The sequence below is a fragment of the Streptomyces sp. NPDC004752 genome, assembly GCF_053601275.1.
In genome coordinates, this window is sequence record NZ_JBSGBN010000153.1 from 1 (window position 1) to 22,695 (window position 22,695).

17 protein-coding genes and 3 pseudogenes are annotated in these 22,695 nt (G+C 68.9%); 6 read left to right on the plus strand and 14 right to left on the minus strand.

Going from position 1 to position 22,695, the window contains the following annotated elements:
• Window positions 1-35: 35 nt before the first annotated feature.
• From ACWEKM_RS39770 to ACWEKM_RS39785, 4 genes and pseudogenes are all read right to left on the minus strand, one after another.
• On the minus strand, window positions 36-353 hold the full coding sequence (locus ACWEKM_RS39770) for a hypothetical protein (protein ID WP_451626173.1): 318 nt from the start codon (window positions 351-353) through the stop codon (window positions 36-38).
• A 336-nt stretch (window positions 354-689) separates the two neighbouring features.
• A pseudogene (locus ACWEKM_RS39775) lies at window positions 690-1,247 on the minus strand (BREX-2 system ATPase PglY); the annotation flags it as partial.
• A gap of 221 nt (window positions 1,248-1,468) precedes the next feature.
• Window positions 1,469-3,625, minus strand: coding sequence for a tetratricopeptide repeat protein (locus tag ACWEKM_RS39780; RefSeq protein ID WP_451626174.1), 2,157 nt, complete (start codon window positions 3,623-3,625; stop codon window positions 1,469-1,471).
• Window positions 3,622-4,032, minus strand: a complete 411-nt coding sequence (locus ACWEKM_RS39785; protein ID WP_451626175.1) for a hypothetical protein — start codon at window positions 4,030-4,032, stop codon at window positions 3,622-3,624. The genes ACWEKM_RS39780 and ACWEKM_RS39785 overlap by 4 nt, the downstream gene beginning before the upstream one ends.
• Before the next feature lie 241 nt (window positions 4,033-4,273).
• On the opposite strand from ACWEKM_RS39785, the gene ACWEKM_RS39790 reads away from it, so the two are divergent.
• Window positions 4,274-4,543: a hypothetical protein gene (locus tag ACWEKM_RS39790; protein WP_451626176.1), complete on the plus strand. Its 270-nt coding sequence runs from the start codon at window positions 4,274-4,276 to the stop codon at window positions 4,541-4,543.
• Window positions 4,536-5,174 (plus strand): DUF6879 family protein, encoded by a 639-nt coding sequence (locus ACWEKM_RS39795; protein ID WP_451626177.1) that lies wholly within the window; start codon window positions 4,536-4,538, stop codon window positions 5,172-5,174. The genes ACWEKM_RS39790 and ACWEKM_RS39795 overlap by 8 nt, the downstream gene beginning before the upstream one ends.
• A 123-nt stretch (window positions 5,175-5,297) precedes the next feature.
• On the opposite strand, the gene ACWEKM_RS39800 is transcribed toward ACWEKM_RS39795, so the two are convergent.
• Together ACWEKM_RS39800 and ACWEKM_RS39805 are read right to left on the minus strand one after the other, a co-directional pair.
• A complete protein-coding gene (locus tag ACWEKM_RS39800; RefSeq protein ID WP_451626178.1) occupies window positions 5,298-5,501 on the minus strand; it encodes a DUF397 domain-containing protein in 204 nt (67 codons plus the stop codon).
• Window positions 5,498-6,328 (minus strand): helix-turn-helix domain-containing protein, encoded by an 831-nt coding sequence (locus ACWEKM_RS39805; RefSeq protein WP_451626179.1) that lies wholly within the window; start codon window positions 6,326-6,328, stop codon window positions 5,498-5,500. The genes ACWEKM_RS39800 and ACWEKM_RS39805 overlap by 4 nt, the downstream gene beginning before the upstream one ends.
• A 205-nt stretch (window positions 6,329-6,533) precedes the next feature.
• Between ACWEKM_RS39805 and ACWEKM_RS39810 the strand changes: the two genes are divergently transcribed.
• Together ACWEKM_RS39810 and ACWEKM_RS39815 are read left to right on the plus strand one after the other, a co-directional pair.
• Window positions 6,534-7,106: an ATP-binding protein gene (locus tag ACWEKM_RS39810; protein ID WP_451626189.1), complete on the plus strand. Its 573-nt coding sequence runs from the start codon at window positions 6,534-6,536 to the stop codon at window positions 7,104-7,106.
• 184 nt (window positions 7,107-7,290) lie between these two features.
• Window positions 7,291-10,323 carry an AAA domain-containing protein gene (locus ACWEKM_RS39815; protein ID WP_451626180.1) on the plus strand — a complete coding sequence of 1,011 codons (3,033 nt, stop codon included), beginning with the start codon at window positions 7,291-7,293 and terminating at the stop codon, window positions 10,321-10,323.
• Here ACWEKM_RS39815 and ACWEKM_RS39820 read toward each other — a convergent pair.
• The 4 genes and pseudogenes from ACWEKM_RS39820 to ACWEKM_RS39835 all read right to left on the minus strand — a co-directional run.
• Window positions 10,318-10,698 (minus strand): annotated as a pseudogene (locus ACWEKM_RS39820) (molybdopterin dinucleotide binding domain-containing protein); the annotation flags it as partial. The gene ACWEKM_RS39815 and the pseudogene ACWEKM_RS39820 sit on opposite strands and share 6 nt — an antisense overlap.
• Window positions 10,697-11,606: pseudogene (locus tag ACWEKM_RS39825) on the minus strand (molybdopterin-dependent oxidoreductase); the annotation flags it as partial. The pseudogenes ACWEKM_RS39825 and ACWEKM_RS39820, both read right to left, overlap by 2 nt.
• Window positions 11,607-11,617: 11 nt before the next feature.
• On the minus strand, window positions 11,618-11,944 hold the full coding sequence (locus ACWEKM_RS39830; protein ID WP_451626181.1) for a plasmid stabilization protein: 327 nt from the start codon (window positions 11,942-11,944) through the stop codon (window positions 11,618-11,620).
• A gap of 327 nt (window positions 11,945-12,271) precedes the next feature.
• Window positions 12,272-12,799 (minus strand): hypothetical protein, encoded by a 528-nt coding sequence (locus tag ACWEKM_RS39835; RefSeq protein ID WP_451626182.1) that lies wholly within the window; start codon window positions 12,797-12,799, stop codon window positions 12,272-12,274.
• Between the two features lie 500 nt (window positions 12,800-13,299).
• Between ACWEKM_RS39835 and ACWEKM_RS39840 the strand changes: the two genes are divergently transcribed.
• Window positions 13,300-13,731, plus strand: a complete 432-nt coding sequence (locus tag ACWEKM_RS39840; RefSeq protein ID WP_451626183.1) for an ester cyclase — start codon at window positions 13,300-13,302, stop codon at window positions 13,729-13,731.
• A gap of 152 nt (window positions 13,732-13,883) precedes the next feature.
• On the opposite strand, the gene ACWEKM_RS39845 is transcribed toward ACWEKM_RS39840, so the two are convergent.
• Window positions 13,884-14,762 (minus strand): LysR family transcriptional regulator, encoded by an 879-nt coding sequence (locus ACWEKM_RS39845; protein WP_451626184.1) that lies wholly within the window; start codon window positions 14,760-14,762, stop codon window positions 13,884-13,886.
• Between the two features lie 59 nt (window positions 14,763-14,821).
• The gene (locus tag ACWEKM_RS39850) at window positions 14,822-15,751 is read right to left on the minus strand and encodes a hypothetical protein (protein ID WP_451626185.1); all 930 of its coding nucleotides are present in this window, start codon (window positions 15,749-15,751) and stop codon (window positions 14,822-14,824) included.
• Window positions 15,752-17,337: 1,586 nt separating this feature from the next.
• On the opposite strand from ACWEKM_RS39850, the gene ACWEKM_RS39855 reads away from it, so the two are divergent.
• Window positions 17,338-18,183, plus strand: coding sequence for an alpha/beta hydrolase (locus tag ACWEKM_RS39855; RefSeq protein ID WP_451626186.1), 846 nt, complete (start codon window positions 17,338-17,340; stop codon window positions 18,181-18,183).
• Between the two features lie 428 nt (window positions 18,184-18,611).
• Here the strand turns inward: ACWEKM_RS39855 and ACWEKM_RS39860 are convergent, their stop codons facing one another.
• Both ACWEKM_RS39860 and ACWEKM_RS39865 read right to left on the minus strand, forming a co-directional pair.
• Complete coding sequence (locus tag ACWEKM_RS39860; RefSeq protein WP_451626187.1) at window positions 18,612-19,898, minus strand: TIGR02679 family protein; 1,287 nt, start codon at window positions 19,896-19,898, stop codon at window positions 18,612-18,614.
• A partial coding sequence (locus tag ACWEKM_RS39865; protein ID WP_451626188.1) for an SbcC/MukB-like Walker B domain-containing protein occupies window positions 19,888-22,695 on the minus strand: 2,808 nt, incomplete at its 5' end. The genes ACWEKM_RS39860 and ACWEKM_RS39865, both read right to left, overlap by 11 nt.

Sequence of the window (22,695 nt, forward strand, 5' to 3'; positions counted from 1 at the left end):
TCGGCCAGATGAGCCCGAACGCCTTCGAACAACGATCAGTTACTCTGACCACTGCCGCATAACAACCGGTGTCCACGATCCCGGGTCAAGCCCCCCAGCGTGGTGTCCACCGGCGTCCACGCACCGCCCTTACGAACCCGCTCCACCACCACGGAGGACTCTGCCGTGAATGTGCCGTCCGGGTTTGCGAAGACCTGGTTCGTCTCCGACGTCAGGCCCTGCACCTCCACCCGCTGCCCGGTCTCGGCCGCCTTGCGTGAAGCCTTCAGCTCCGCCGACGCCTCTGGAAGGGCGTCGTCCTCCCAGAACGCCTTGCCCTTTGCCGCCTCATCCGCCGGCAGCGCAGAGGCCACACCGGCGTTCGCCTCGACACCATCGTCACCCTCAGCCGCACCTGCCGGAGCGCCGCCTAACAAGCCCCCGAGTACGGCCACTGACAGTGCGGCCCCGATCGCACCTGAGACGGGCCGGCGCCATCGACGCCAATAATGCCCAACTCCCATATCCGCAACCCCTACTGCCTCCAGAAACGTACAAGTCACGGCAAGTTAAAGATTGGATGAGGAAGTGATCAAGACTAGGAAATCCACCCATGCGGGCAGTTCTCACAAAAAAACTGACACCCATTCATGTGTGTCACTCCTCACATCAATTCTGCACAACCATTACTAATCTTTCACGTCGCAAACACCGCCTAGACCCCGGATGACCGCCTCGTCACCGTAGGTGGCACGGTTGGCCCGGACGTTGGCGAAGAGGGAGTCGGTCCGGTACACCTGCGGGGTCGGAGCGTCCGGCTGCAGCTTCTTGACGTGCGTGACGTACCCGCCGAGCACCCGCTGTTCGAGCGCCTTCGCGCCGAGCATGTGGTACGGCACCAGCAGGAACCGCTTGCCGTCCGTGGTCAGCCACTCGTGCTTGGTCAGCGCCGGGTCGAACTCGGTACGGGCACGAGCAGCCGGGTCGCCACTGAGCAGCGCGTACAGCACGGCCATGAAGTGCGACTTACCGGAACCGAACGAGCCGTGCAGGTACGCCGCCTTGGAGCGGCGCCCGTCGAGCGAGGCCTTGATGAGCGCGAGCGCCTCATCGAAGTTCTCCAGCAACCGCTCGGTGACGACGTAGTCCTTGAGCGCTGCCTGGGCGCCCTCGGGCGTCGTCGCCTCGGCGAGGGACAGCTCGAAGTCCGAGGTGGAGATGTTCTCCTTGATGTCGATGACATCGCGGAGGAGGGGCGGCTGGGCCATTGCGGGGCTCGCTCTCCCTGACAGTGTTCGGTGCTGCTGGTCGTACTCGATGCGGTGCGGGGCTGCCTCGCCGACCCGGAGCCGGGTACCGGTCCAGGCCGCAGGAGAGGACCCGGACGTACGGGTGGGCGGTGCGACGTGCCGTGGGGACCACAGCCCCGGAACGCCTTGCGGGCACGAGAGACCATGCGATCCGGAACGCACTGTCGCGCGTCCCTGTCTCATCCGCCGGGCGGCTGCGGTGGGTGCCATCGCCCCGATCGGTACTCGTCCAGCAGCCGACGGCTCGCGACCGTGAAAGGATGCCGCGGGCCCAGGCCGCGTTCCCGCCGTGCGACGACATCGGCCATCAGCTCGATCCCTGCATCCGTGTGGCCGAGCGCGGACCGGGTCCGGGAGAAGAGCTGCCGGGCTGCGAGCACGATCGGGTACTCGGGGCCGAAGCGCCGTACATACGCGTCGGCGACCAGCCGGATCTCCTCGTCGGCCTCGTCAAAACGGCCCAGGAGGTACAGCGCCCAGGCGTGGTTGTGCCCGGCGCCGAGCGTCACCGTGTGATCGGGGCCGAGGAGCCGGGCACATTCCGACGGCAGCGAAAGCAACGCGCCGTCTTCTTCGGCAACCACCTCGGAGGCAGGCAGCATCTCCAGCAGACTGGCGCGGGCGCGCAGGGTCAGTGGGTGCGCGGGGCCCAATGTCGTTCGCCGGCCGTTGACTACAGCCCGGAGAAGTGCGAGTGATTCCTCGCGTCTGCCGAGATTCGCCCACACGAGCTGAAGGCCGTAAGAAGTGTCCAGGGTGTCGGGGTCGTCGGCCCCGAACAGGCACTCCTGCGTGGTGCGGACACCGCGGAGCACCGACTCGGCTTCGGCGTACCTGCCCAGCCGGAACAGTGCCCGGCCGGTTCTGGAACGGGCGGACAGGACCAGCCGGTCGTCCCGGCCGAGCAGTCGCTGAGCGAGGTCCGCCGCGGTGCGGGAGGTCTCCCAGGCGGAGAGGTAGTCCCCGGTCCGGTGCAGGGCGACCGTAAGGCGCGTCGCGACGGCCAGGGCGTCGGCGGCGGCCGAGGGCTCACCGATATGTCGCACCGGGGTGAGCACATGAGGCACCAGCAGTCGCAGGTGCGGATCGTGCGGGCCCGCGTCGGGTACCCGAGGAACGGCCGCGTCGAGCAGTTGGACGGCGGTGGTGTCGAGCGCAGGCAGCAGGTCTACGGGGGTCGCCGCGCGGACACTGTCGAGCAGCACTCCATGGCTCTGTACGCAGCGCGCGCCGGCGAGGTCGACCAGCTCGGTCAGCGACTGGTCGAGAAGGGCTCTCAGGGCTGTCTCGGTACGGGCCTGGGGAAGGACGTCGTTGATGTCGGCTTGGTTGAGGAGGCTGAGCGGCAGGGGCTCGGCGGCGAACCGGGCCAGCAGCCTGAGCAGCATCGCCGCTTCGGGCAGCCCACGTGCCTCGAAGGTGTCGAGTGTCAGCTGCCAGGTCAAGCCGACCAGGTGCCGCGGGTCCGGTCCGGACAACGCGTCGGCTCCCCGGTCGATCAGCTGGACCCGTTCGTCTCCGTCGAGGTGGTGTCCGTAGGCGTCCATCGTCCAGGGGTCGAGCACTTGGTGGGAGAGGAAGCCGCCGGCCAGGGTGAGGGCGAGAGGCAGCCGCCCGAGCCGGTCCGCGATCTGCGCCGCCTGCTCGGGTGTACCGCTGTCCGGGGCAAGGTCGCACAGCACCAACGCCGCATCCTCACGCGGCAGTACGCCGATGTGCTGCAGTTCGGCGCCCGGCCACCAGCGGGCCGCGGCGCGCCGCGTGGTCACCAGGACGATGCCGCGGGGGCTGGTGCGCAGCCAGCTGCCGTCCCGCAGGATCTCCGGCTCATCGGCGTTGTCGAGGACCAGGAGCCAGGGCTCGGCGGAGCGGTCGAGATACCGCCAGACGAGATCCGCCGCGGGGCGGAGGCCATTGCGGGCAGCCAGCAGTTCGCCGTCGCCCGCCCCTCGGTCGGCGGCCACGGCCAGCATGCCTCCGCGCAGGCCGGCACGGTCGGCGGCGTTGACCCACAGAGCCACCCGGCCCTGTTCGTCGGCGATCTCCTGGAAGAGGGTGCACGCGACCGCCGTCTTGCCCGATCCGCCCATGCCGTGCAGCACATAGACCTCGCCACCGCGCTCTGCCTCGACACTCGCCCGCAGGCGTTCCATCACCTCGTTGCGGTCACGCAGTACGACGGGAGGCCGCCCCACTGCGGGGCGGCGCACCGAGTCCGGGCCACCGGGCGCCGGTCCGTCACCGCCGTAATGGTGATGCTCGGTGATGTGCTGGTCCCCCGATGCCTGGTAGACACGCCCCTGGTCCTCGGCGTGACCGTCCATTCCGCCCGTCATCGCTCGGTGATGTGCTGGTCTCGTCCGGCCTGGTAGACCCGGCCCTGACCGGACGCGGTGGCGTGCTGGGTGATCTGCCGGGCGGCCGAGCCGCCGGGATCGAGTTCGTCCAGCAGCCTGCGTAGTTCGTCTCCGGCGGCGGGCCGGGCGACGAGCAGGCGCCGTACCATCCCCTGCCACTGCGCACGCAGTTCGTCCAAGGTCTCGTGGTCGTCGGCCGCCGTGGCGGCCAGGACGTCCTCGCGAGCCGCCTCCAACTCGGCGGCCACGGTCTCGGCACGCTCGGGTTGCACGCGGCGCCAGAGCTGGACGAGCCCGTCCCGCGTGCGGTGCCAGGCGTCGGCCGCCATCAACGTGACCAAGGCGGTCCCCGCGCTCTGTGCGAGCGAGGTCACTTCCGGATCCACTTCCACCCCTCCATTCGCCAATTTCCCTACAGCACAGAAAAACGTCCCAGAAAAAACGTCCCACCTGCCAGGCGTTTACAAGATTTTCTTCCCGATCAATATCGTCTCACCCCTGAACTGAACCAGACAAGGAGGAATCAATCCACGCCATTACCCCCACCACCCCGCACCTGACACATGGTCAGACCCTCCTGGCGTACGCTACAGTGAAACGATCCGACCGATCGAGGGGGCGACGAAGATGGCCAGGCCATGGGAAGCCGATCCGGACACCAGTTTCAAAAAGCGCTTAGGGAAATCACCCCAGGAACTCGGGAACACAACCGGAACTCCTGACTGCCCGGACATCTGGGAACTCGCCAACGGAGACATCGCCGTAATCGGCCGGGACCTCACCCAGTCACTCGGCAAGAATCTGCCCGACGGGGTCTCGATCGGCGCGGATGAACGCCTCGTCGTCATCCCACGAAACATGATCGTCGCAGCGAAGCCGGATATCCCCAGTGTTTGATTCCTTCCCCGCCGGCATCTCCGAGCGCATGGATCGCCCCACGTATCACGAGGACTTCGGCCGGGCCTACAGCAGCGGCATCGGCTTCCTGAACAAGCTCGAACGCGGACAGCACTTCAAGGAGCGCGGCTTCGCCAGCTGGGAGGCTTTCGCCGACGGCGACTGGACGCGAGCATTGTCCCTGGCCGCGGAGCGGCGCGACGACTACGCGCAGGAACTCCAGAAAGCGGAACGGCTGGGAATTTCGCATCGCCGCCTTCGTGTCGTGGAATTCCCCGTCACACCGTACGTGCAATGGGAGCTGTTCGTGCTTCGCGTGCGGGTGGATGAGGGCGACGACATCAAAGTGCTCGACGCCCGGAAAATCAGGGACATCGAGAAGGATCGTCCGGCTCCCGAGGTGGTCATTCTGGGGGACGTCGTGATGTATGAAGTCGTTTACGACGACGACGGGAACGCGGCGGGCGCCAACCGTTTCACGGAACGGGAAATAATCCGGGAAACCTCTAGTGGATTTGACGCACTTTACGAGCGCGCTGAAGACTTTCACGAGTTCTTCGACCGGGAAATTCTGCCACTCGCCCCGCCCAGAGTCTCCGGCATGTGGACGGGTGCGCCCGGCGCTCGGTGATCAAGTCCGCGAAACGGTCACGACCACGGCCACGTACAGGCCCGGCGCGCGAGCTACGAGGACCGAGGGCGGGCACGTGAGTGGCCCTCGGCAAGCACACGCCTGCCGAGGGCCCCGTTCCTATCAGAGTGCCGCGAACTGGACGAACGCGGTCCAGGCCGTGGGTTGTACGGCCAGTGCGGTACGGGTTGTGTCCTTTGAGTCGCGGACGTGGACCCTGCCGGGGCGGGCGGCGACCTCTACGCATTCACCGCCTTCCTCGCTGCTGTAGCTGCTTCTGTGCCATGTCAACTGGCCTATAAGGGGCTGATGTACGTGCTCGTTCATGGCTCTCCCAGCAACTTCTCTACGTACGCCAATGATTCACGAGGAGTCAGGGCCTGCGCCCGGATGATCCCGTACTTGGCCTCCAGCGCACGGACGCGTTCCCGCTCCGTCTGCAGGCGGCTCACGTTTTGCACCTCGGCGTACGCGATCCTCCGCCCTTCCTTCGTCTCGATCAAGGTGAAGGGACCAGCCATACCAGCGTTCTCCTCACGGTCAAGCGGCATCACCTGGATCTCGATGTTCCGCCGCTCCCCCGTCAGAAGGATGTGCTCAAGCTGGCCACGCAGGGCTTCCCGCCCCCCGATAGGACGCTTTAACACGGCCTCATCGATGACGAAGCTGGCGAGCGGTGCATCACGGCCAGACAAGACCTCCTGCCGGGCCAGGCGCGCGGACACTCGCTGTTGGATCAGCTCGTCATCCATGGGCGGCCGCATCATCATGAAGATGGCGCGCGCATACTCCTCCGTCTGCAAGAGCCCAGGGACTGCCTGGTTCGCGTACAGATGCAGCTCAACGGCCTCCGCCTCCAACCGCGCCGCATCCCGAAAGAACGCCGGATACTGGGCCCGAGCCACCTCCTCCTTCCCCGCGCTCAACACCCCACCCGCCCCCAGCACCTCATCCGCCTGGTCGATAAACTTCGGCGGCGGAATGCGTCTGCCCTGCTCGAAGGACGCGATCGTCGAGGCCGAGTACCCGGTCAGCGACCCGAGCCTCACGCGGTCCATCCCGGCCCGCTCCCGGAACAGCTTCAGCTGCCGCCCGAACACCCACAACATGCCTGTCCCGACCTCATACTCCGGCTGCTGAACCTCGTCGTCCACGCCGCAGCTCCTCCCGTACGACATCACGGTCACCGGACTCCGCCCGCCCAACGCACGGCCCTGGATCCGGTCACGCCAACACCGCGTACAAGCGCCGCCGCCCGCGTGTACAGCCCGCACCCGTCAGCACGTCGCTCCTGGTCAACGCTACGCAGAGTCCGCAACCGTTGCCCCCATGAAGTCAGCAACTCCCCCGAACGGGCATATGCCACAGCGTCTCGCACCCGAACGCGAGTTCACCATGCGCTTCACCTCGACCCCACGCGGTGCCCGCCTCGCCCGCCGACTGGTCTCGCACCGTCTGAACGACTGGGGCCACCCGTACACAACCCCGGTCAATGAATCCCTCACCCTCATCACGGCCGAGCTCAGCGCCAACGCCGTACGACACGGTCACGTTCCCGGCCGGGACTTCCATGTCCAACTCACCCTGGCCGAGGGCACCTTCCGCATCGAGGTGACCGACACCCGTGCCGAGAAACAGCCGTCGCCCACTCCCCCGACCTCCGACTCCCTGTCCGAGTCAGGCCGTGGCCTCCACCTCGTCGCCGCCCTCGCGGACAACTGGGGCGTCACCCCTCGCCCGGCCGCCCCCGGCAAAACGGTGTGGGCGGAGCTGCGCGTACCGACCGGAGGCCGCTCGCACGCCCACCCGGCGGCCCCTCGTCCGGCAGACTCGGCATCGGCGGATGCGCGAACGCCGCGGCCTGGAGTCGATCCGCGAGAAGCAGCATCGGCATCCGCAAGAGCGACGCGCAGTCGAACTCCGACTCGGTGACCGTGACCCACCGGCCTTCCCGCATGCCTGTCCCCACTCGTCGTTCCTCCAGGTGTTCTTCCCGCCGAAGCAGCACTGACCGGAAACGCTTTCGCTCCACCTGGGCGTACCTAGGCTTGCTCTTCCTCATGTGCCTCGGTTCGGCACATGTCATGACGATGAGCCGATCACCTCGGGGGTGGAGATGGCGCAGGAGTCGACCCGTCCGTATCCGGTGGGCGAGTTGCTGGCCGCGGTCCGGCTGGAGGTCGCCGCCGAGCTGCGCAGCGACGGCAAGGCCGAGCAGAAGGTGCCCCTGTCGAAGGGCCGCCGTACTTCGCACTCCGAGGCGCGGCACGAGTACCTGTTCCAGTGCCGCAAGTGGCAGGACGGCCTCGACGGCAAGCCCGTGCTGGTCCGGCCGTCCCGCTCCACCGGTGACTGGGCGCCGGCCGAGGCCAAGCGGCTTCCGGACGGCGGTGTGCGCCTGACCACCGCCGTGGACCTGGGCGACTCGCCCGCGAACGTGCAGATCCGCGAGGACGACGCAGCCGGTTGGCGCACGCTCGCCGAACGCCTGGAAGCAGTGGGGCAGCCGGAACACCCTGTGCGTGTGGAGAGCGCCGGGTGGATGGTCGGCCGGGGCAGCCCGCGGCTCGGCAGCGACCGCTCGATGGCCCGGTGGGTGGCCGACTGGGCGTCCCTGCAGCTCAATTCCGGACAACGTCAGGCGGTCTCCCAGGCTCTCGCCAGCGAGGTCACCTTCCTGTGGGGGCCGCCCGGCACCGGCAAGACCGATGTCGTCGGACACATCGTCGAGGGAAGTTACCGGCAGGACCTCACGGTTCTCTTCCTGGCACCCACCAAGGTCGCGGTCGACCAGGCCCTGGAGCGGGTCTGCGACCTTCTCTCCGCGGAGACCGGCTTCCCCGACGGGCTCGTGCAGCGCGCCGGAGACATCACGGTCCCGTCACTGCGGGACAGGTACGGCGAGCAGGTGGATCCCGACCGGATCGCCGCGCGGCTCTCCGCGACGCTGGACGCCACGCTCATCGAACGCGCCGCCGACCTGCGCAGCGCGCAGGCGGGCATCGCCACGCACGACAGGGTGGGCGTCGTCCGTGCCGATCTCGCGACGGCCCAGCAGCAGTACACGCAGTCCGCGCAGAGCCGCGACGCGGCGAACTCAGCCCAGGCCGGCGCCCGCAGAGAGATCGCCGAGCAGACCGCCCTGATCGAGAAGATCGGCGCGCCCCGCGGCCTGTTCGCCGACCGGAAGCAGAAGCAGCTGGACGACGCACGGGTGGCCGTCACCGGAGCCCGTACCCGCCTGGAGTCGATCGCGTCGAACCTCGCCGCTGCCGAACGTGCCGTGCGGCATGCCATGGCGGAAGTGACCCGGCTGCGGTCCGTCCTGTCGGCCGAGGAGGCAAGGGTGTCCGAGCTGCCGAGCCGGGCATCGCTGGTGTCGCAGGCCGACAGGCTGCAGCAGGAGATCAACACACTGGAAGAACAGCGACGGGCGATCAAGGACACGGTCCGTTCGAAGTGTCGGGTCCTCGGTGCGACCGTCGCCAAGGCCGTCCAGTCGCACAAGCTGCTCGACCGGGTCGACGTGGTCGTCATCGACGAGGCGGGGATGGTCGATCTTCCCTCCGCCTGGTATGCGGCAGGTCTCGCCGGGAAGCGGGTCGTCGTGGCGGGCGACTTCCGTCAGCTTCCGGCGGTGACCAAGGGCAGCGGCGACCGCAAGGCGACGCCGGAGGAACGCGACCACGCCCTGCGGTGGTGCGCGCGGGACGTCTTCCACGCTGCGGGCCTGGTAGGGGAGTCCGGATCCGTCCGGCCGGACAATCGGCTCGTGGCGCTGAACACCCAGTACCGGATGCGCGGTCCGATCTGCGATGTGGTCAACACCGTCGCCTATCCGGACGCGCCCCTGTCCACAGGACGGGCAGACGGCTCTCGCGTTCCGTTCAACCCATTGGTCGACGCGCCGGTGATCCTCATCGACACGTCGAAACAGCGGATCGCCGGGCGCGACCACTCCACCAACACGGTGCACGAGGCGGCCGTCCACGAACTCGTGCGCGGCCTGCAGTACGAGGGCGTCCTGCCCGGCCGCAAGGCGGAGGACGTACCCGCCGGGGAACAGGCCACGGACCGACTCGCGGTGATCGCCCCGTACCGCGCGCAGGTACAGGCCCTCAAGAACAGCCTGGCGTACCGCTTCGGGACGTCGTACGAGGGTCTCGTGGACACCGTCCACCGGTTCCAGGGGAGCCAGCGGCCGATCGTCGTCCTCGACACCACGGCCGGATCGGGCAGGTCGCCGGGGTACTTCTTCAAGGGCAGCGGCCTGTCCTCGCACACCTGCCGGCTCCTCAACGTCGCGCTGAGCCGGGCTCAGGACCACCTTGTCGTCCTCGCGGACGTCGAGCATCTGCGTGAGCACCTGCCCGTCGGCAGCGAGGCGCTGCGCATGCTCGATCACCTGGAGGCGAACGCGCAGTGCATGTCCGTGGACCAGCTCATCCCGGTCCGTGACGCCGCCCAGTTGTCGGCCCTGTCCGACGAAGAGCTGGCCCGGCCCGCGTTCTTTCCCGCGGACGAGGTGGCCGCGGCCGTTCAGTGGGACATCACGAGGGCCACCCGCACGATCGAGCTGTATTCACCGTTCCTCGACCGCCAGCCGGTCCGCACCTGGTCGGCCCGTCTTGCGAAGCGGGTGGTGGACGGCGTTCAGGTGACGGTCAGGACCCGGGACCCGCAGGAGCAGACGACCGATGCGGCGGCTGAACGCGTCCGGGAACTGGTCGACGAACTGCGTTCGGTGGGCTGCCAGGTCGAGTTCCGGGAGCGGATGCACGAGAAGGTGCTGATCCTGGACGGGAGTGTGCTGTGGCACGGCTCACTCAATCTGCTGGCCAACAAGGGCCCCACCGACCTGATGATGCGGCTCACGGACCCGGTGGCGTGCGAGCGGGTGGGGCGGGTCATCGAGCGTGCCCGCAAGGAGAGGGCTGCGTGGAACCCGCGGACGACAGGCGCGGGCAAGGCGGGCGGAGCGGGCCGTGCCGACGGAGACCGCCTCTATCTGGAGGTCCCCTACGCGGACAAGGACGAGGCGAAGAAGCGGCTCGGCGCGCGGTGGGATCCCGGCCGCCGGAAGTGGTACGTGGACGCCGCCAAGGTGAGCCGGGAGGAGGCGGCGCGCTGGCTGCCGCCTTCATCATGACGTCCGCCGAGCGGTCGGAGGTGCCACCGGGGGCGATCGGCACACGGCGCTCACCGACGACGGAGAGACCGCCCGCCCGGACATGCCTGACACGGCACCTCGCCGGGCGGCGGCGGTCTTGAACAGCGGCTGCTTGGACACGGGGTCCCAGTCGGTGATCGTCGTCTCGTTCGCAGCCCGGCCGCACTGCGCTCCGGGGCGGTGGCCTGCGGGGGCGTCCCAGTAGCCGTAGTGGAACGGCAGGAACACCATGCCGTCGCGGATACCGGTGATACGCAGTCGGCCGCGTACCGAGCCGCGCGGGTTCGTGACCTCGACCAGGTCCCCTTCCGCCACGTCGTGCCGCAGCGCCTCGGCGGCGGAGGTCTCCACAGGTGGTGTCGGCGACGCGCTCGGTGAGTTCCTCGAAGCCGACGGTGTGCGCTTCGACGAAGTCGCGGTCGATCTGTCCGCTGCGGATAATCTCGTGCAGCAGGGCGTCGAGCAGGGCCACGTTGGTCCCTGCGCGGGGTGCGAGGTGGACGTCCGCGCGGCGGGCGACGGGGGTGGGGCGCGGGTCGACGCACACGAGACGGGGCGGGTCGGGGCCTGCCAGGCGGTCCAGGACTCGCATCCACAGCACCGGCTGGGTCTCGGCCATGTTGTGCCCGAACAGGGCGATGACATCGGCGTGGTCGACGTCCGTGAAGGAGGCGGGCCGGCCGTCGCAGCCGAAGGTTTCCTTCAGCGCCTCGGCCGCCGTGGCCGTGCACAGGCGGGTGTTGCCGTCGAGGTGGTTGGTACCGATCCCGGCGCGAGCGATCACCGACAGCGTGTAGTAGTCCTCCAGGAACAGCTGCCCGCTGGTGTAGAAGCCGATGGAGCCGGGACCGCTCTCCTCCAGCAGTTCCCGGGTCCGGGCGGCGACCTTGTTCATGGCGGTGTCCCAGCCGCACGAAACCAGCCGCCCGCCGTCCCGGACCAGCGGCGTGGTCAGCCGGTCCTCGGCCTGGTTGGCCTGCCAACCGAACAGATCCTTCGGACCCAGCCGGCCGCGGTTCACCCGGTCACCGGGCCGCCCGCGCACCCCGACGATCCGCCCGTCGGTGACCGCGACGTCCATCGCATCACCGTTGGAGTGCAGCAGCGACGCGGCGGGGACCCACCGCTCGACGGCGTCGGCCGTGACGCCGGATTCGAGATACGAGTCGACGCGAGTCGACGCGCACCGGCCACGCTGCGCCGCGGCCGTAAGGGGTGCGGTCGCCCCACGGCTGCGCGATCCGGTCCACCTCGGGCTGCATCAGCCGGCTCCTCAACGGCCGAGGGCGTTCTGCAGCTGCTGTTTGGTCATCGAGGAGCGACCGTCGATGTTGCGCTTCTTCGCCTCCTCGTACAGCTGGTCCCTGGTCGGTCCCTGCGCGCCGCTGTGCGAGCGCTGCCCGCCGCGCTGGGACGCGGACTTGGGGTCACGGGTCGAGGTTTTGCTCGCGGTCTTGGACTCGCCCGACCTCGCCCGCTCCTTGTTGACCGTCCGCGCGGCGATCTCCTTGGCCCGCCCCGCGGACTCGCCGCGGTCTTGGGCGCTCTTCTTGATGTGTTCGTACTGCCGTTCCCGCTTGGAACTCGATCCGGCAGGCATGGCGCTCCTCCTCGTTGTCCTCTCAAATGGTCACGCGGCCGGCGGCTCAAGGGCGATCGGGCGGCTGGTCCGGAGGCACTCCGCCGCCTTCTCCGCCGCCCTTGTTCCCCTTGTCCCTGCCATGGGCATGGCCCTCGCCCGTCTCCTCGACCTGACGTGCCTTGGGCTAGCCACTGTCCTGCGGTGTGGCACCGCCCTTGCGGCTGCGCCGCTGCTGGGGCTGCTGAGGGTTGGACATGTCCGATCCTTTCCCTCTCTTTCCGGGGCGAGGTCAACGTTCGAGTTCCCCGAAGCTGTCGTCCGACCCGTCGGTCATCCCGCTCGGCGTCAGCCAGCGAGCAGGACGTCCCTGACCGCAGTGACGCGCAGCTCCTCCAGCGTGCTCATCTGCCGCTCGGCCCGTGCGATCAGTCCGTCGAGCTCCTGCTCGTCGAAGCGGCCGTCCGCCTCCGCCAGGGCGCGCAGCGTGCGCCAGCCGAGTTCCTTGCCCTTCACCCCCAGCCGGAGGAACTCAAGTTCGATCACCAGCGTCAGAGGTGAACGCCGGAAGAGGCGCCCATTGCTCTTGAGACGCCCCAGTCGCTCGGCCGCGCCGGATGCCGCGACCTTGTAGCGGCGCTTCGGCACGCCGAGGCTCCGCATGATGCACAGCAGGCTCGCACGGTCCTCGGCGATCTCGCCCGCGAGGTGCCGCAGCGGTTCCGCGAACGGTCGGTCGCGATGCGATCGGGCCGCGAACCGGGAGCGCCCGGCTCCGACCGTGGCACCTGCCAGATGGTCGTTGAGGTAGATCCCGAGCAGGTCCGTGCGGACTCTGCGGGTCTGCGGGCGGGTGCCCGGCACCGGTGTCGTCATGGCTCGTGCCCTCGCTTCGTATCGGCGATGGGGCACGAGTACCCATACGGCGTGGTCCAGCTGTACGTCCTGGCCTTCCTGCCGGGTAACGGCGAGACGGCCTACGACCACGCCGCCCAATCCCTCGTCCCGAGCATCGTCGCCGACGCAAGACTGAAGAAGGCCGACAGCCCTGATCACCGCCGAACGCCTCGGCACGTCCTGGCCGACTCCGGACTCGGCGGTGGCTCTGGCCCCTGCCCTTCCCCTCGGACTCAGCGCCCTCACCGGAACCATCGGCATATCGCGCCGAACTGCCGACTGCGACGCTTGACATGCCGATGCGGCATCACAATGGTCCGATTCGGCATTGGCGGCGCGAATTCCGAGTGCCCGACAATCGGTATACGCAGATATTCGCCTTTCCGAAGCGCACCGGCCACCGGCTGTCCCCGCCGTCGGGTGTTATGCGCTTCGCCGTGCGAGTCGTCGCATCCCATCGAGAGCCATTGAGGAAACCCATGAACGAGCAGGACCTGCCCTCCTGGGTGCAGAACTACGTCGACGCCTGCAACCGGCACGATTCGCAGGCAGTTGTCGACATGATGAGCGAGGACGTCCAGGTCGTCGACACCGCTTTCGGTGGCATATTCAAGGGCAAGGAAGCAGTCAAGGCGCTGATCGACGGGATGGACATCGGCCTGTCCAGCGATTACTTCTTCGCTCTGGGGAAGGTCGTGGAATCGGGCGACTCCTACTCGTTCGAGTGGGTCCTTTCCGGCACCCACGACCGCGCCAACATCGAACTGGGGATACCTGCCACCGGAAAGCGGTTCGAGTGCCCCGGCGTCACCATCGGCGTGCGGAGCGACGGACTCATCACCGAGAACCGCGACTATTGGAACTTCGCGGGCTTCCTCATGCAAACCGGCCTCCTACCGCCCCTGGGCTGAACAGCTGACCGGCCCTACTCGGCACCGCAAGCAAATGGGGCGTACACCGGCCCCGAGGGCCCCGTCTCATCGATGGAACCCGCTGCTGACTGACCGGGGCCGACCCGGCACCGGTCATTGTCTGATCATGCTTGCCGAGCAGGCCCGGGGCATCAGTCCGGGCCCGGGCCGAGCACGCGGCGGGAAAACTCGGCGAACTGAAGCAACTCGGGCATGGTCCGGTGCTTGGAGTAGGCCAGAGCGACCATGCGCGGTGCGACGCCTTCCAGGGTCAGGTAGACGACGTCGTCACGGCGGTAGAAGCCGGCCATACCGGCCGGCATGACATAGCACCCGGACCCGAAGGCGACGGTCTGCAGGCATTCCTCGATCGTCGACGGGAACCGTCCGGTGTCCCCCGACGGAGCGACCGGATCGAGCGGGAGGCGCCCGCGCCATTCCGGTACGTCCCGCGGGTCCTGCAGCAAGGTCATGTCGCGCAGGTCCTCTACATGTACCGCCTTGAGTTCCGCGAACGGGTGCTCACTGGACAGCGCCACCACACGGGGCTCCGGGAAGAGCGGGACCACCTCGAACATGCCCTCGGGCAGGGGCAGTCGGACGTAGCAGACGTCGACCCGACCGTCGAGCAGGAAGTCGACCTGGTCGGTGATCGAGGTGTGGACGACATCGATGTCGAGTTGCGGCGCCATCCGGGCGAACTCCCGCACGATGGGGGTGACGTTGACACCCGGCATGAAGCCGATGGTGAACTGGTTCACTTCTCGGCTCGCCGCGCGCACCCGCTGCTGCACCGCCTGCGCCATTGCCAGCATCGGCCGAGCGTCCTCCAGCAACTGGTGCCCCGCCCGCGTCAGTGCGGTGCCTTGCCGGTCGCGCTGGAAGAGGACCACGCCCAGATCCTCCTCCAGCGCCCGGATCTGACGGCTGAGCGCCGGCTGCGTCATGTAGAGGCGGCTCGCCGCCCGCACGAAGCTGCACTCCTCCGCCACGGCAACGAAGTAGCGAACCCGGCGTAATTCGAGGTCCATGAGGCTCATCGTAATCGAACAGATGGGTGGTGGTGGGGGCCCGGCCAGATCCACCGATGTCAGGACCGGTTGCGCCAGCTGAGCGAATAGGCTGCCTGGCGGGCACGCATCAATTCTCCGAGAGGTCGATGCTCCGTTGCCGCGATCCAGGGGTTGAAGCTGCTCTTCTCGACGGTCTCGGCCAATGCCTCGTCCGGCGCTTGCCGAGGCATGCGTAGTCGCGCCACGGTGAGCCATGGCGCGTCCCATGAGACGGAGGAGTCTTCGATCGGCGTACGACTCTCGTCCTCGAAGAACTGGGCCTGGAAGAGGAACTCCAGGTCGTCGTCCGCGAGTCGCGTATAGATGTCAGTGGCCAGATCCTTGCGCGCTTCTTTGCTGATCTTCGACGAGGCGGCACGCAGCTTCAACCGTGCCGCGTAGTCGCCGAACGTGATGGGCATGATGCTGAAGAAGTCGTGCGTAGCGAATCCGCTGAACGGCTTCACCATGTCCCGGAAGTTCGCGACAGCACTACGGGTCAGCTGTGGCTTCATCGCGGCCTTACACAGCGCGGTGCCGGGCGCACTCGTGGAGAGATCGACGATTCCGACGACGTCCGCGCTGCCACGGACCTTCAGGGTCTCCTGACTGACCAGGGTGAAGTTCTGCTCGACACCGGCGGACGACGGCGTGGAGGCACCGAGCACCTTGATCGCAAAACCGCGGATGTCAGGAGCCCGGTCGGCGGAGAAGTTTCCGTTGGACAGCCGAACATGCGCCTCAAGTACAGCAGGAGCGGCAAAAATTCCTTGCCTCGCATAATCAGGAAGATCTTCTTCCACCACGAGGGCGGCCCTCAGGGCAGCGACCTGATTGCGGTGCAGCGCCCTGCCGTGGCCGTGTTTTTTCATACGCTTGTGTTGCAATTCACTGAAAACGTTCGCCTGTTCCGCGTGCTGGGTGCTCTCGTCGGGCAGAAACACTTCGCGCCATTGAGTGCTCGGCATATGCAAACCTTCTCGATGTTTGGGCCCCCTGCCAGGCAGAAGGCGGTTACAGCCTGGCGCCGGCGTCGGCGCGCATGGAATTCAGCCCCGTCGTGCGGGCGTTCGGGGTTGTTGCACGTCCACACGGATGACGCCCATACGAGGCCCGCGGAGCAGCCTGCACGTAAGTGCGTAGATCACTGCTCCGACGAGCGTTTCATCCACCATCCGCCACAAGAACTTCATCACTACCGCGCCTTCGCATTCATTCGCATTCAGGGCCGCCGTACGGCCTTTCTCCCAACGGGTACTCAGGGGTGTGGCATATCGTGTCGGAGGTTATCGGCAGCCCGTTCGGCGACGACCAGGACAGTTGCGTTGACTCCGGTGTTGGAAATGGACGGCAACACCGAGGGTCCATGACACACGGACCGTCGACGCCGTGCACTTTCAGCTCCGAGTCGGCGACAGCGAGGTCGTCCATCCCGATCTGAGGTACCGACGATGTGGTGGAACGTCGCTGTGTTCCTGCCCTCCCCCGCCTACCGGTGCCCGGAAGCCCGACCCGGCAGCGAGGTCACCGAGTTGGTGGGCGTCTGCGAGAACATGCGGTGCCAGGGGGTTCGTCTACCACCCAACGTCCGGTCAGCCCGAGAGAGCTCCAGCTCCGTCGCGTTGCGGCACAGGACAGAGGTGCATGGACATCTGTCCCGCATCATGCACCAGCGAGCCGCGACGACGCATTGTCAAAACCTTTTCGTCAAGCCGAGTTCCGTCCTCCACCGAGCATCGCGGCACCCGACTTTTCATGCCAATGCCGATCACCTGCACCGTCATGCCGAACCGGCATGACGGCAGCACAGAGGCCCTCCTCACCCTCGCCAGCCGCCGTAGCGGTGACGGCGACCAGTCCATCCGAACTACGCGGACGACTCTGTGGCCAGCCCGACAACAGGCCGCTCACGCACGCTCCACCGCGCAGACGACGGCCTTCCCGCACCCTCGATTCGCGAACACCGATGCCTGCCACTCCCCTTGACCGGCCTCAGGCCGCAGATCCTGATCGGAGCACTCTCATGAAGGGACCGGTCCGCGCCCGAATCCCCTCTTCTCCGAACCCGTCAGCCTGTTCGACCTTGTCGCGCCCACAGCACCGACAACTGAGCCCGACCTCGCCCCTTGGCGTACATCACACCAGGGCATCGCGATGCCCTGCCACGACAAGCCGTCGGCATCTCCCATGCCCTACGTCAGCGCCACCACGGAAGCCTCCGCGAGAGGGCTGCAATACCAACGGACCGGCGGTACAAATCGGCGAGTCGGGCCGGGAAAACGACGAACTCGGTACCGCAAGGGTCAGAAATTCAGCTCCGGAAATATCTGGCGCCCCGGACCTGCCTGCCAAGAACAAAAGACGTTCGCGCCCGACTCATGCCGTATCGGCATGGAAGGAAGCAGATTCGGCATTGGCGGGCTGTGGATTCGGCCACCATAGTCGTTTCCACGAAGCAATGCGGATGGCATCCCTATGGGGTTCCGCTTCATGCGGACCACACCGCCTCCCCAGCCCATTCCGCTAAACAACTGACCAAAAGGAATAACGCCACATGAAGTCCACCGTTCGAATCAAAGCGCTGGCGGCTGCCGGGCTTGCGAGTGGTGCGCTCGCAGCCTCGCTGGCCGTGACGAACGCGAGCGCCGTCACGACCCAGGCGACCGATCACGCCGCCGCCACGCAGACGGGGCACCGCGCGAAGCCGACGGTGGTCCTGGTCCACGGGGCGTTCGCCGATTCCTCCGGCTGGAACGGCGAGATCGGCTACCTGCGACAGCACGGCTACCCGGTCTACGCGATCGACACCCCCCTGCGCGGCCTGGCCTTCGACAGCGCCTACGTTGAGGCACAGCTCAAGACCATCAAGGGCCCCGTGGTACTGGTCGGCCACTCCTACGCGGGAGAGGTCATCAGCCAGGTCGCCGCGAAAACGCCCAAGGTCAAGGCCCTCGTGTACGTGACGGCTCTCATCCCCAAGGCGGGAGAAACCGCCGGCTCCCTGATTGGGCAGTTCCCCGGGTCACAGCTCACTGCGGAGAACTTCCGCACCGTTCCCCTGCCCGGCAGTGACACCGACGTGTACCTCAAGGCCGACAAGTACGGGACCGTGTACGGAAACGGGCTGTCGAAGTCCGCCCTGGCTGTCGCCTCGGTGACTCAGGAGCCGGTCGCCCTCTCGGCCTTCACCGCCAAGGCCACGGTGAATCCGCCGGCGAAGACACCGAAGTGGGCGGTCATCGCGACCGAGGACCACGCAGTGCCGACGGCCGCACAGAAGTTCCAGGCCAACCGAGTGGGCGCCCACATCATCTACACCCGCTCGGGCCATGATGTCCCGTCGATCAGCCCGGGAGCGGTCGACCGTGCCATCGTCGCCGCCGCCAACTCCGTGCACTGATCGATCCCTGTGGCGGGCGCCCGTTTGCTCGCCACGGGGCTTCCAGCGACCATGTCCACACCGTCCTGCACACTCAGCCCACCGGGTCCGGCTACATCGCAGCACACACCCACGCATACGGCACCGGTAAACTCCCCATCCCCCTGGCCGACGGCCGCACCTTCACCCTCGACCTCGACAAGCTCCCCCGACCCGAGCCGGAGACAAACGCCCACTGAGAAGAGGCGCCCCGAGGCGCGAACGAGGTCGTCCGGGAATCCTGGCTTGGGCCACTCGCTGCTGCCCAAGCCCGGCAACCGGTCGGCGGTGACGCGATCATCGGACCGCCGATGAAGAGTTCCATGTGCCGGTGACCGGAATGGGGATCCCCCAGGGACGGCGAAGGGAGTCGGCGTTCGGGATCGTTCTCCTCGGGCGCTGTCGCCGGATCAGGCACGGGTGAGGTCGGACAGGAGTACGGGCAGAAGGCGTTCCTCCATGACCGTGCTGCCCGACGCCGCCATCGCGAGGGCCAGTCCGGGGTCCCAGGGACTGGCCGCGGGCGGTCCCGCGAGCGGTGTGGACCCGCCCTTGCCGAGCGCCGCCGTGTAGTCGGCGGCGGTCATCCGCCAGGGTCGGGCGCCGTGTCGGGCCATGGCATTCGCGGTGATCCGCAGGCCGGCCCAGTCGAAGTCGGCGCGCCAGTGCAGCCGGGCTCCCGCGCGTACGGCGTCGCCGAGCAGTTTGTGGCAGGCGGCGGACGGGACGCCCTCGGTGCAGACCAGGGCGGCGCCGGTGTCCTGCAGTTCGCTGGCCGCGGCGCGCAGGACGGCCGGGTTCTCGCAGACGAAGATAGTGCGGGCGGCGGGGACGACGGGGTCGGTGGCGAGCTGGTGGAGGGTGAGCCGGAAGGGTATGCCGAAGTCGGCGGCGTCACGCAGCCAGTCGCAGACGACGGTGTCGCCCCTGGCGCCGATGTTGAGGACAAGGACCTGGCTGGCGAGGTCGTCCGCGATGGCGCCGGCGCTCTCCCACAGGGCGCGCCGCCCGGCCCGGTCAGGCGGTACCTCCGAGCCGCCGCCGGTGCGCTGGGCGAGGGCCCGCAGGACGAGCTGTTCCAGCGGGGCGCCGGGCACGAGGGCTTTGGTGTCGCCGGTGGCCCACTCGGCGAGGACCGGGAGCGGCAGGACGCCGGGGACCCGCTTCGGGGAGCCCGCGGAGCGGTCCCCGTCACCGGTCAGCCTTTCCAGGACACGTACCGCCGCGTCGAGGAGCGGCGCGTCTCCCCGGCGTACGAGACGGGTGAGCGTGCCGTCGGCGGCGATCCGGTCCAGCCAGGCGGCGAACCATCCCTGCCCGGCGAGCCGACTGGAGTGGGCCGACTTCAGGGCGTCGTCGCGGCGTGCTTCCTCTTCGGCCCGTTCGGCGGGCCGGTCACGCAGCGGCCCGTGGAGACGGCCGAGGGTCTGTAGGAGACCGGTGCCGTACCGGTCGTGCAGATACCCGTCCAGATCACTCAGGGGTACAGCGAGGCGCTTGGCGGTCTCGGGCCGGTAGCGGCCGGTGATCCCGATGACGGTGCGGCGCTCGGCCTCGCTGGGCCTCGTGAGCCCGATGTCGCCGTCGAGCGCGCCTCCGGTGCGCTCCAGCCTGCGGCGGGCGACGGCGAGCAGCCGGCTCCATCCTTCGTCCCGCAACTCGTCGTACCCGTGGCCTTCACTCTGCTCAGTCGACAACCACGGCCTCCTCGGGCGTCGGGACACGCCGGGTGCCGGGCGAGCCGAGGGCGGCGGTGAGGTCCCCGGTGTCGTCGGCGAGGAGCCGAGCACCGTCCCAGACGAGCAGCAGGGCGGAGACGGTGTGGTCGACGGCGGAGTGCGCGAGGTCGTAGTGGGCGGCGGCGGACACGGAGGCGTGGGCGGCCCACAGGTCGTAGCCGGTCATGAACAGGTCGAGGTCGAACTGGGCGGCCAGCGACATGAGTTCGCCGCGCCCGGTGTCGTCCACGCCCGCGAAGGCCTCGTCGAGGGCGAGCAGGCGCGGGGCGTGCGGGTCGGCGGAATTGAGCATGGCGTGCGCGGCGGCGAACAGCGGCAGGTGCAGCGACACGGACTGCTCGCCGCCCGACAGGCGGCTGTGCCGGGCGCGGGTGAGCCGCTCCTCGCTCTTGTCGGGGCGTACGAGCTGGAACGCGAACTGACGCCAGCGCCGGTAGTCGAGGACCTCGGCGAGCAGTTCGCGGTAGGGCTGGTCGCGTTGGCGGGCGCGGGCGGCCTTGATCTGCGCGGCGAAGTGGACGCGCACCCGGGCGAGACCGTCCGGACCGAGGCGAGCGGCGTCGGCGTCGAGGAGGGAGCAGACGGCGCGCTGCTCGTCGTCGAGATGGTCGGCGAGCAGCCAGCTCACACCGACGGTTGTCCCGGACGACATGGTGCGCCTGCGCATGTCGGTGTTCATCCGCCGGATCAGGTCACGGGCGTCGACGGTGCGGTCGTGGATCTGCTGGGCGAGCCGGGTGAGCAAAGCGTCCTCCAGGATGCGCTGCTCGGACTCGGAGAGCAGTTCCGCCTGGTCACGGCGGTGGGAGGAGATCTTCTGGGCGAAGGCGGCGACGGGCAGCGGCCCCTCCTCGTCGGCCACGCGGACGACGATGATCCCGTCGGAGCCGTCCCATTCGGGCCGGTAGTCCTGTCCGGCGGCGGCGAGTTGCGCCTGCAGGTCGTCCAGGGCCTTCGTGAGCCGGGTGACGGACTGCTTGAGGCTGGTCTCGGTGGGGGTGAGGTCGCGGGTCGCGGCCAGGATCGCCTCGTGTACGGCGGCCACGGCCGACGGGAGTGCCTCGCCGGCCCAGTCGGCCTCCTGGACGGGCCAGGCGAGGCCGGGCGGGCAGCGCAGGATGTCGAGGAGTTCGCGGGCCGCGTACGGGCGCAGGCCGCGGGCGGTGTCCTTCTCCTCCGCCGCGGCGACCGCGCCGGCTTCGGCGGCGGCCGTACGGCGGGCCTCGGCCGCGGCGGTGCCCGCGATCGCGGAGTGCTGGGCGGTGCGGGCGGCCTCGGCCTCCCCCACCAGGGCGTCGAGGCCGTCCTCGGTCTCCCGCACCTGGCGCATCACCTCCTGCGCCTCGGCCCCGACGGCGTCCTGGAGGGCCTCAAGGCCCGCGGCCTCCTCGGCGCGCCGGCGGCGTGCCGCGCGCTCGGTGTCCGCCGCCGCCTCCTCGTCCTCGGCGGCGGCGGTGAGCCGGTCGGTGGCTGCCTCGGCCGCCTCACTCTGGCGGGCGTGTTCGCGACGGCGGGCGGCCAGTTCGCGGGCCGCCGTCTCGAAGGCGCGGGTGGCGATCTCGACGGCGTCGACGCGGTCGGTCTCGATGGCGTGCTCGGCGGCGGTGCGGCGCAAGGCGCGCTCGGCGACCGAGCAGGCGGCCACCGACTCGTCGTACGAGCCCTGGGCCGCGTCGGCGGCGTCACGGGTGGCACGCAGCCGCGCCGCGGCCCGGTCGAGTTCGCGCAGGGCCTGCGTGATGCCGGTGGTGCGGGGCAGCGCGGCGCGGGCGGCGGCGTACGACTCCAGGGCGGCGTCCGTACGGGCCTGGGCGTGCGCCAACTCCTCCAGCTGGGCGTCGAGTTCGGTCAGCAGCGTCTCGCAGGCCGCGATCCGGGCGGCACGCCTGCGGGCGCGGGCGGTTGCGCCGACGTACTCGGCGTGCTCCTTGGTGTGGGCACCGACCAGGACACCGGCCGCATACCGGCCGTCGGGGCCGATCCGCGGGGTCCCGGTGTCGAGGTCGCCGGTGACGGCGACGGAGCGCAGTACGGCGGTGATGCGGGCGGCCGGGATCGCGGCGTCGCCCTCGGGGGCCTCGGGTCGCAGGAGGTCGGCGAGGCTCGGGCCGTTCACCGGGGCACCGGCCCGGAGGTAGCCCTCGCTGTGCCCGGCCGCCACGGGGATGTCCTCGGTGGTGACCAGGGCGTCGAGGAGGCCGGACGCCTCCAACGCCGCTTCCAGGTCAGCACGTTGACGATCAGTCAGTTCGCTGTCGAAAGCGACGAGTTGCCACAGGGGCACGCCGTCACCGGACGCCCTCTCGGCGGTTCGGCCACGGGCCGGGGGCGGGGCGTCGTCGTGCTCGGCGGCGATCCGGTCGCGTTCGGCCTCCGTGTCGGCGCGGCGGCGCTCGACGTCCGTGCGCCGGGCGCGCAGGGCGGCGAGGGTGTCGCGCAGTTCCTGTACGGCGGGGGCGGTGGCCTCGGTGAAGGCGTCGGCGAGCGTGACCGCGTCGGCCTCGCCGGTGAGTTCGAGGGCTTCGGCGAGTCGGCGGGCACCCTCCTCGGCCAGGAGCGTGCCGTGTGCTTCCGTCCACCGGCCGAGCACCGTGCGGGCCTCTTCGCGGGCGGATTCGAGGGCCGCCTCGGCAACGCTTTCGGCGGTTTCGGCCGCGGCGGCGGCCTCCTGCGCGCGGTCGAGGGAGACCCGGGTGAGGTCGCGGGTCTGCTCGGCGCCGCGTGCCGCCTGCTGGGCGGCGCGCACGGCCCGGAC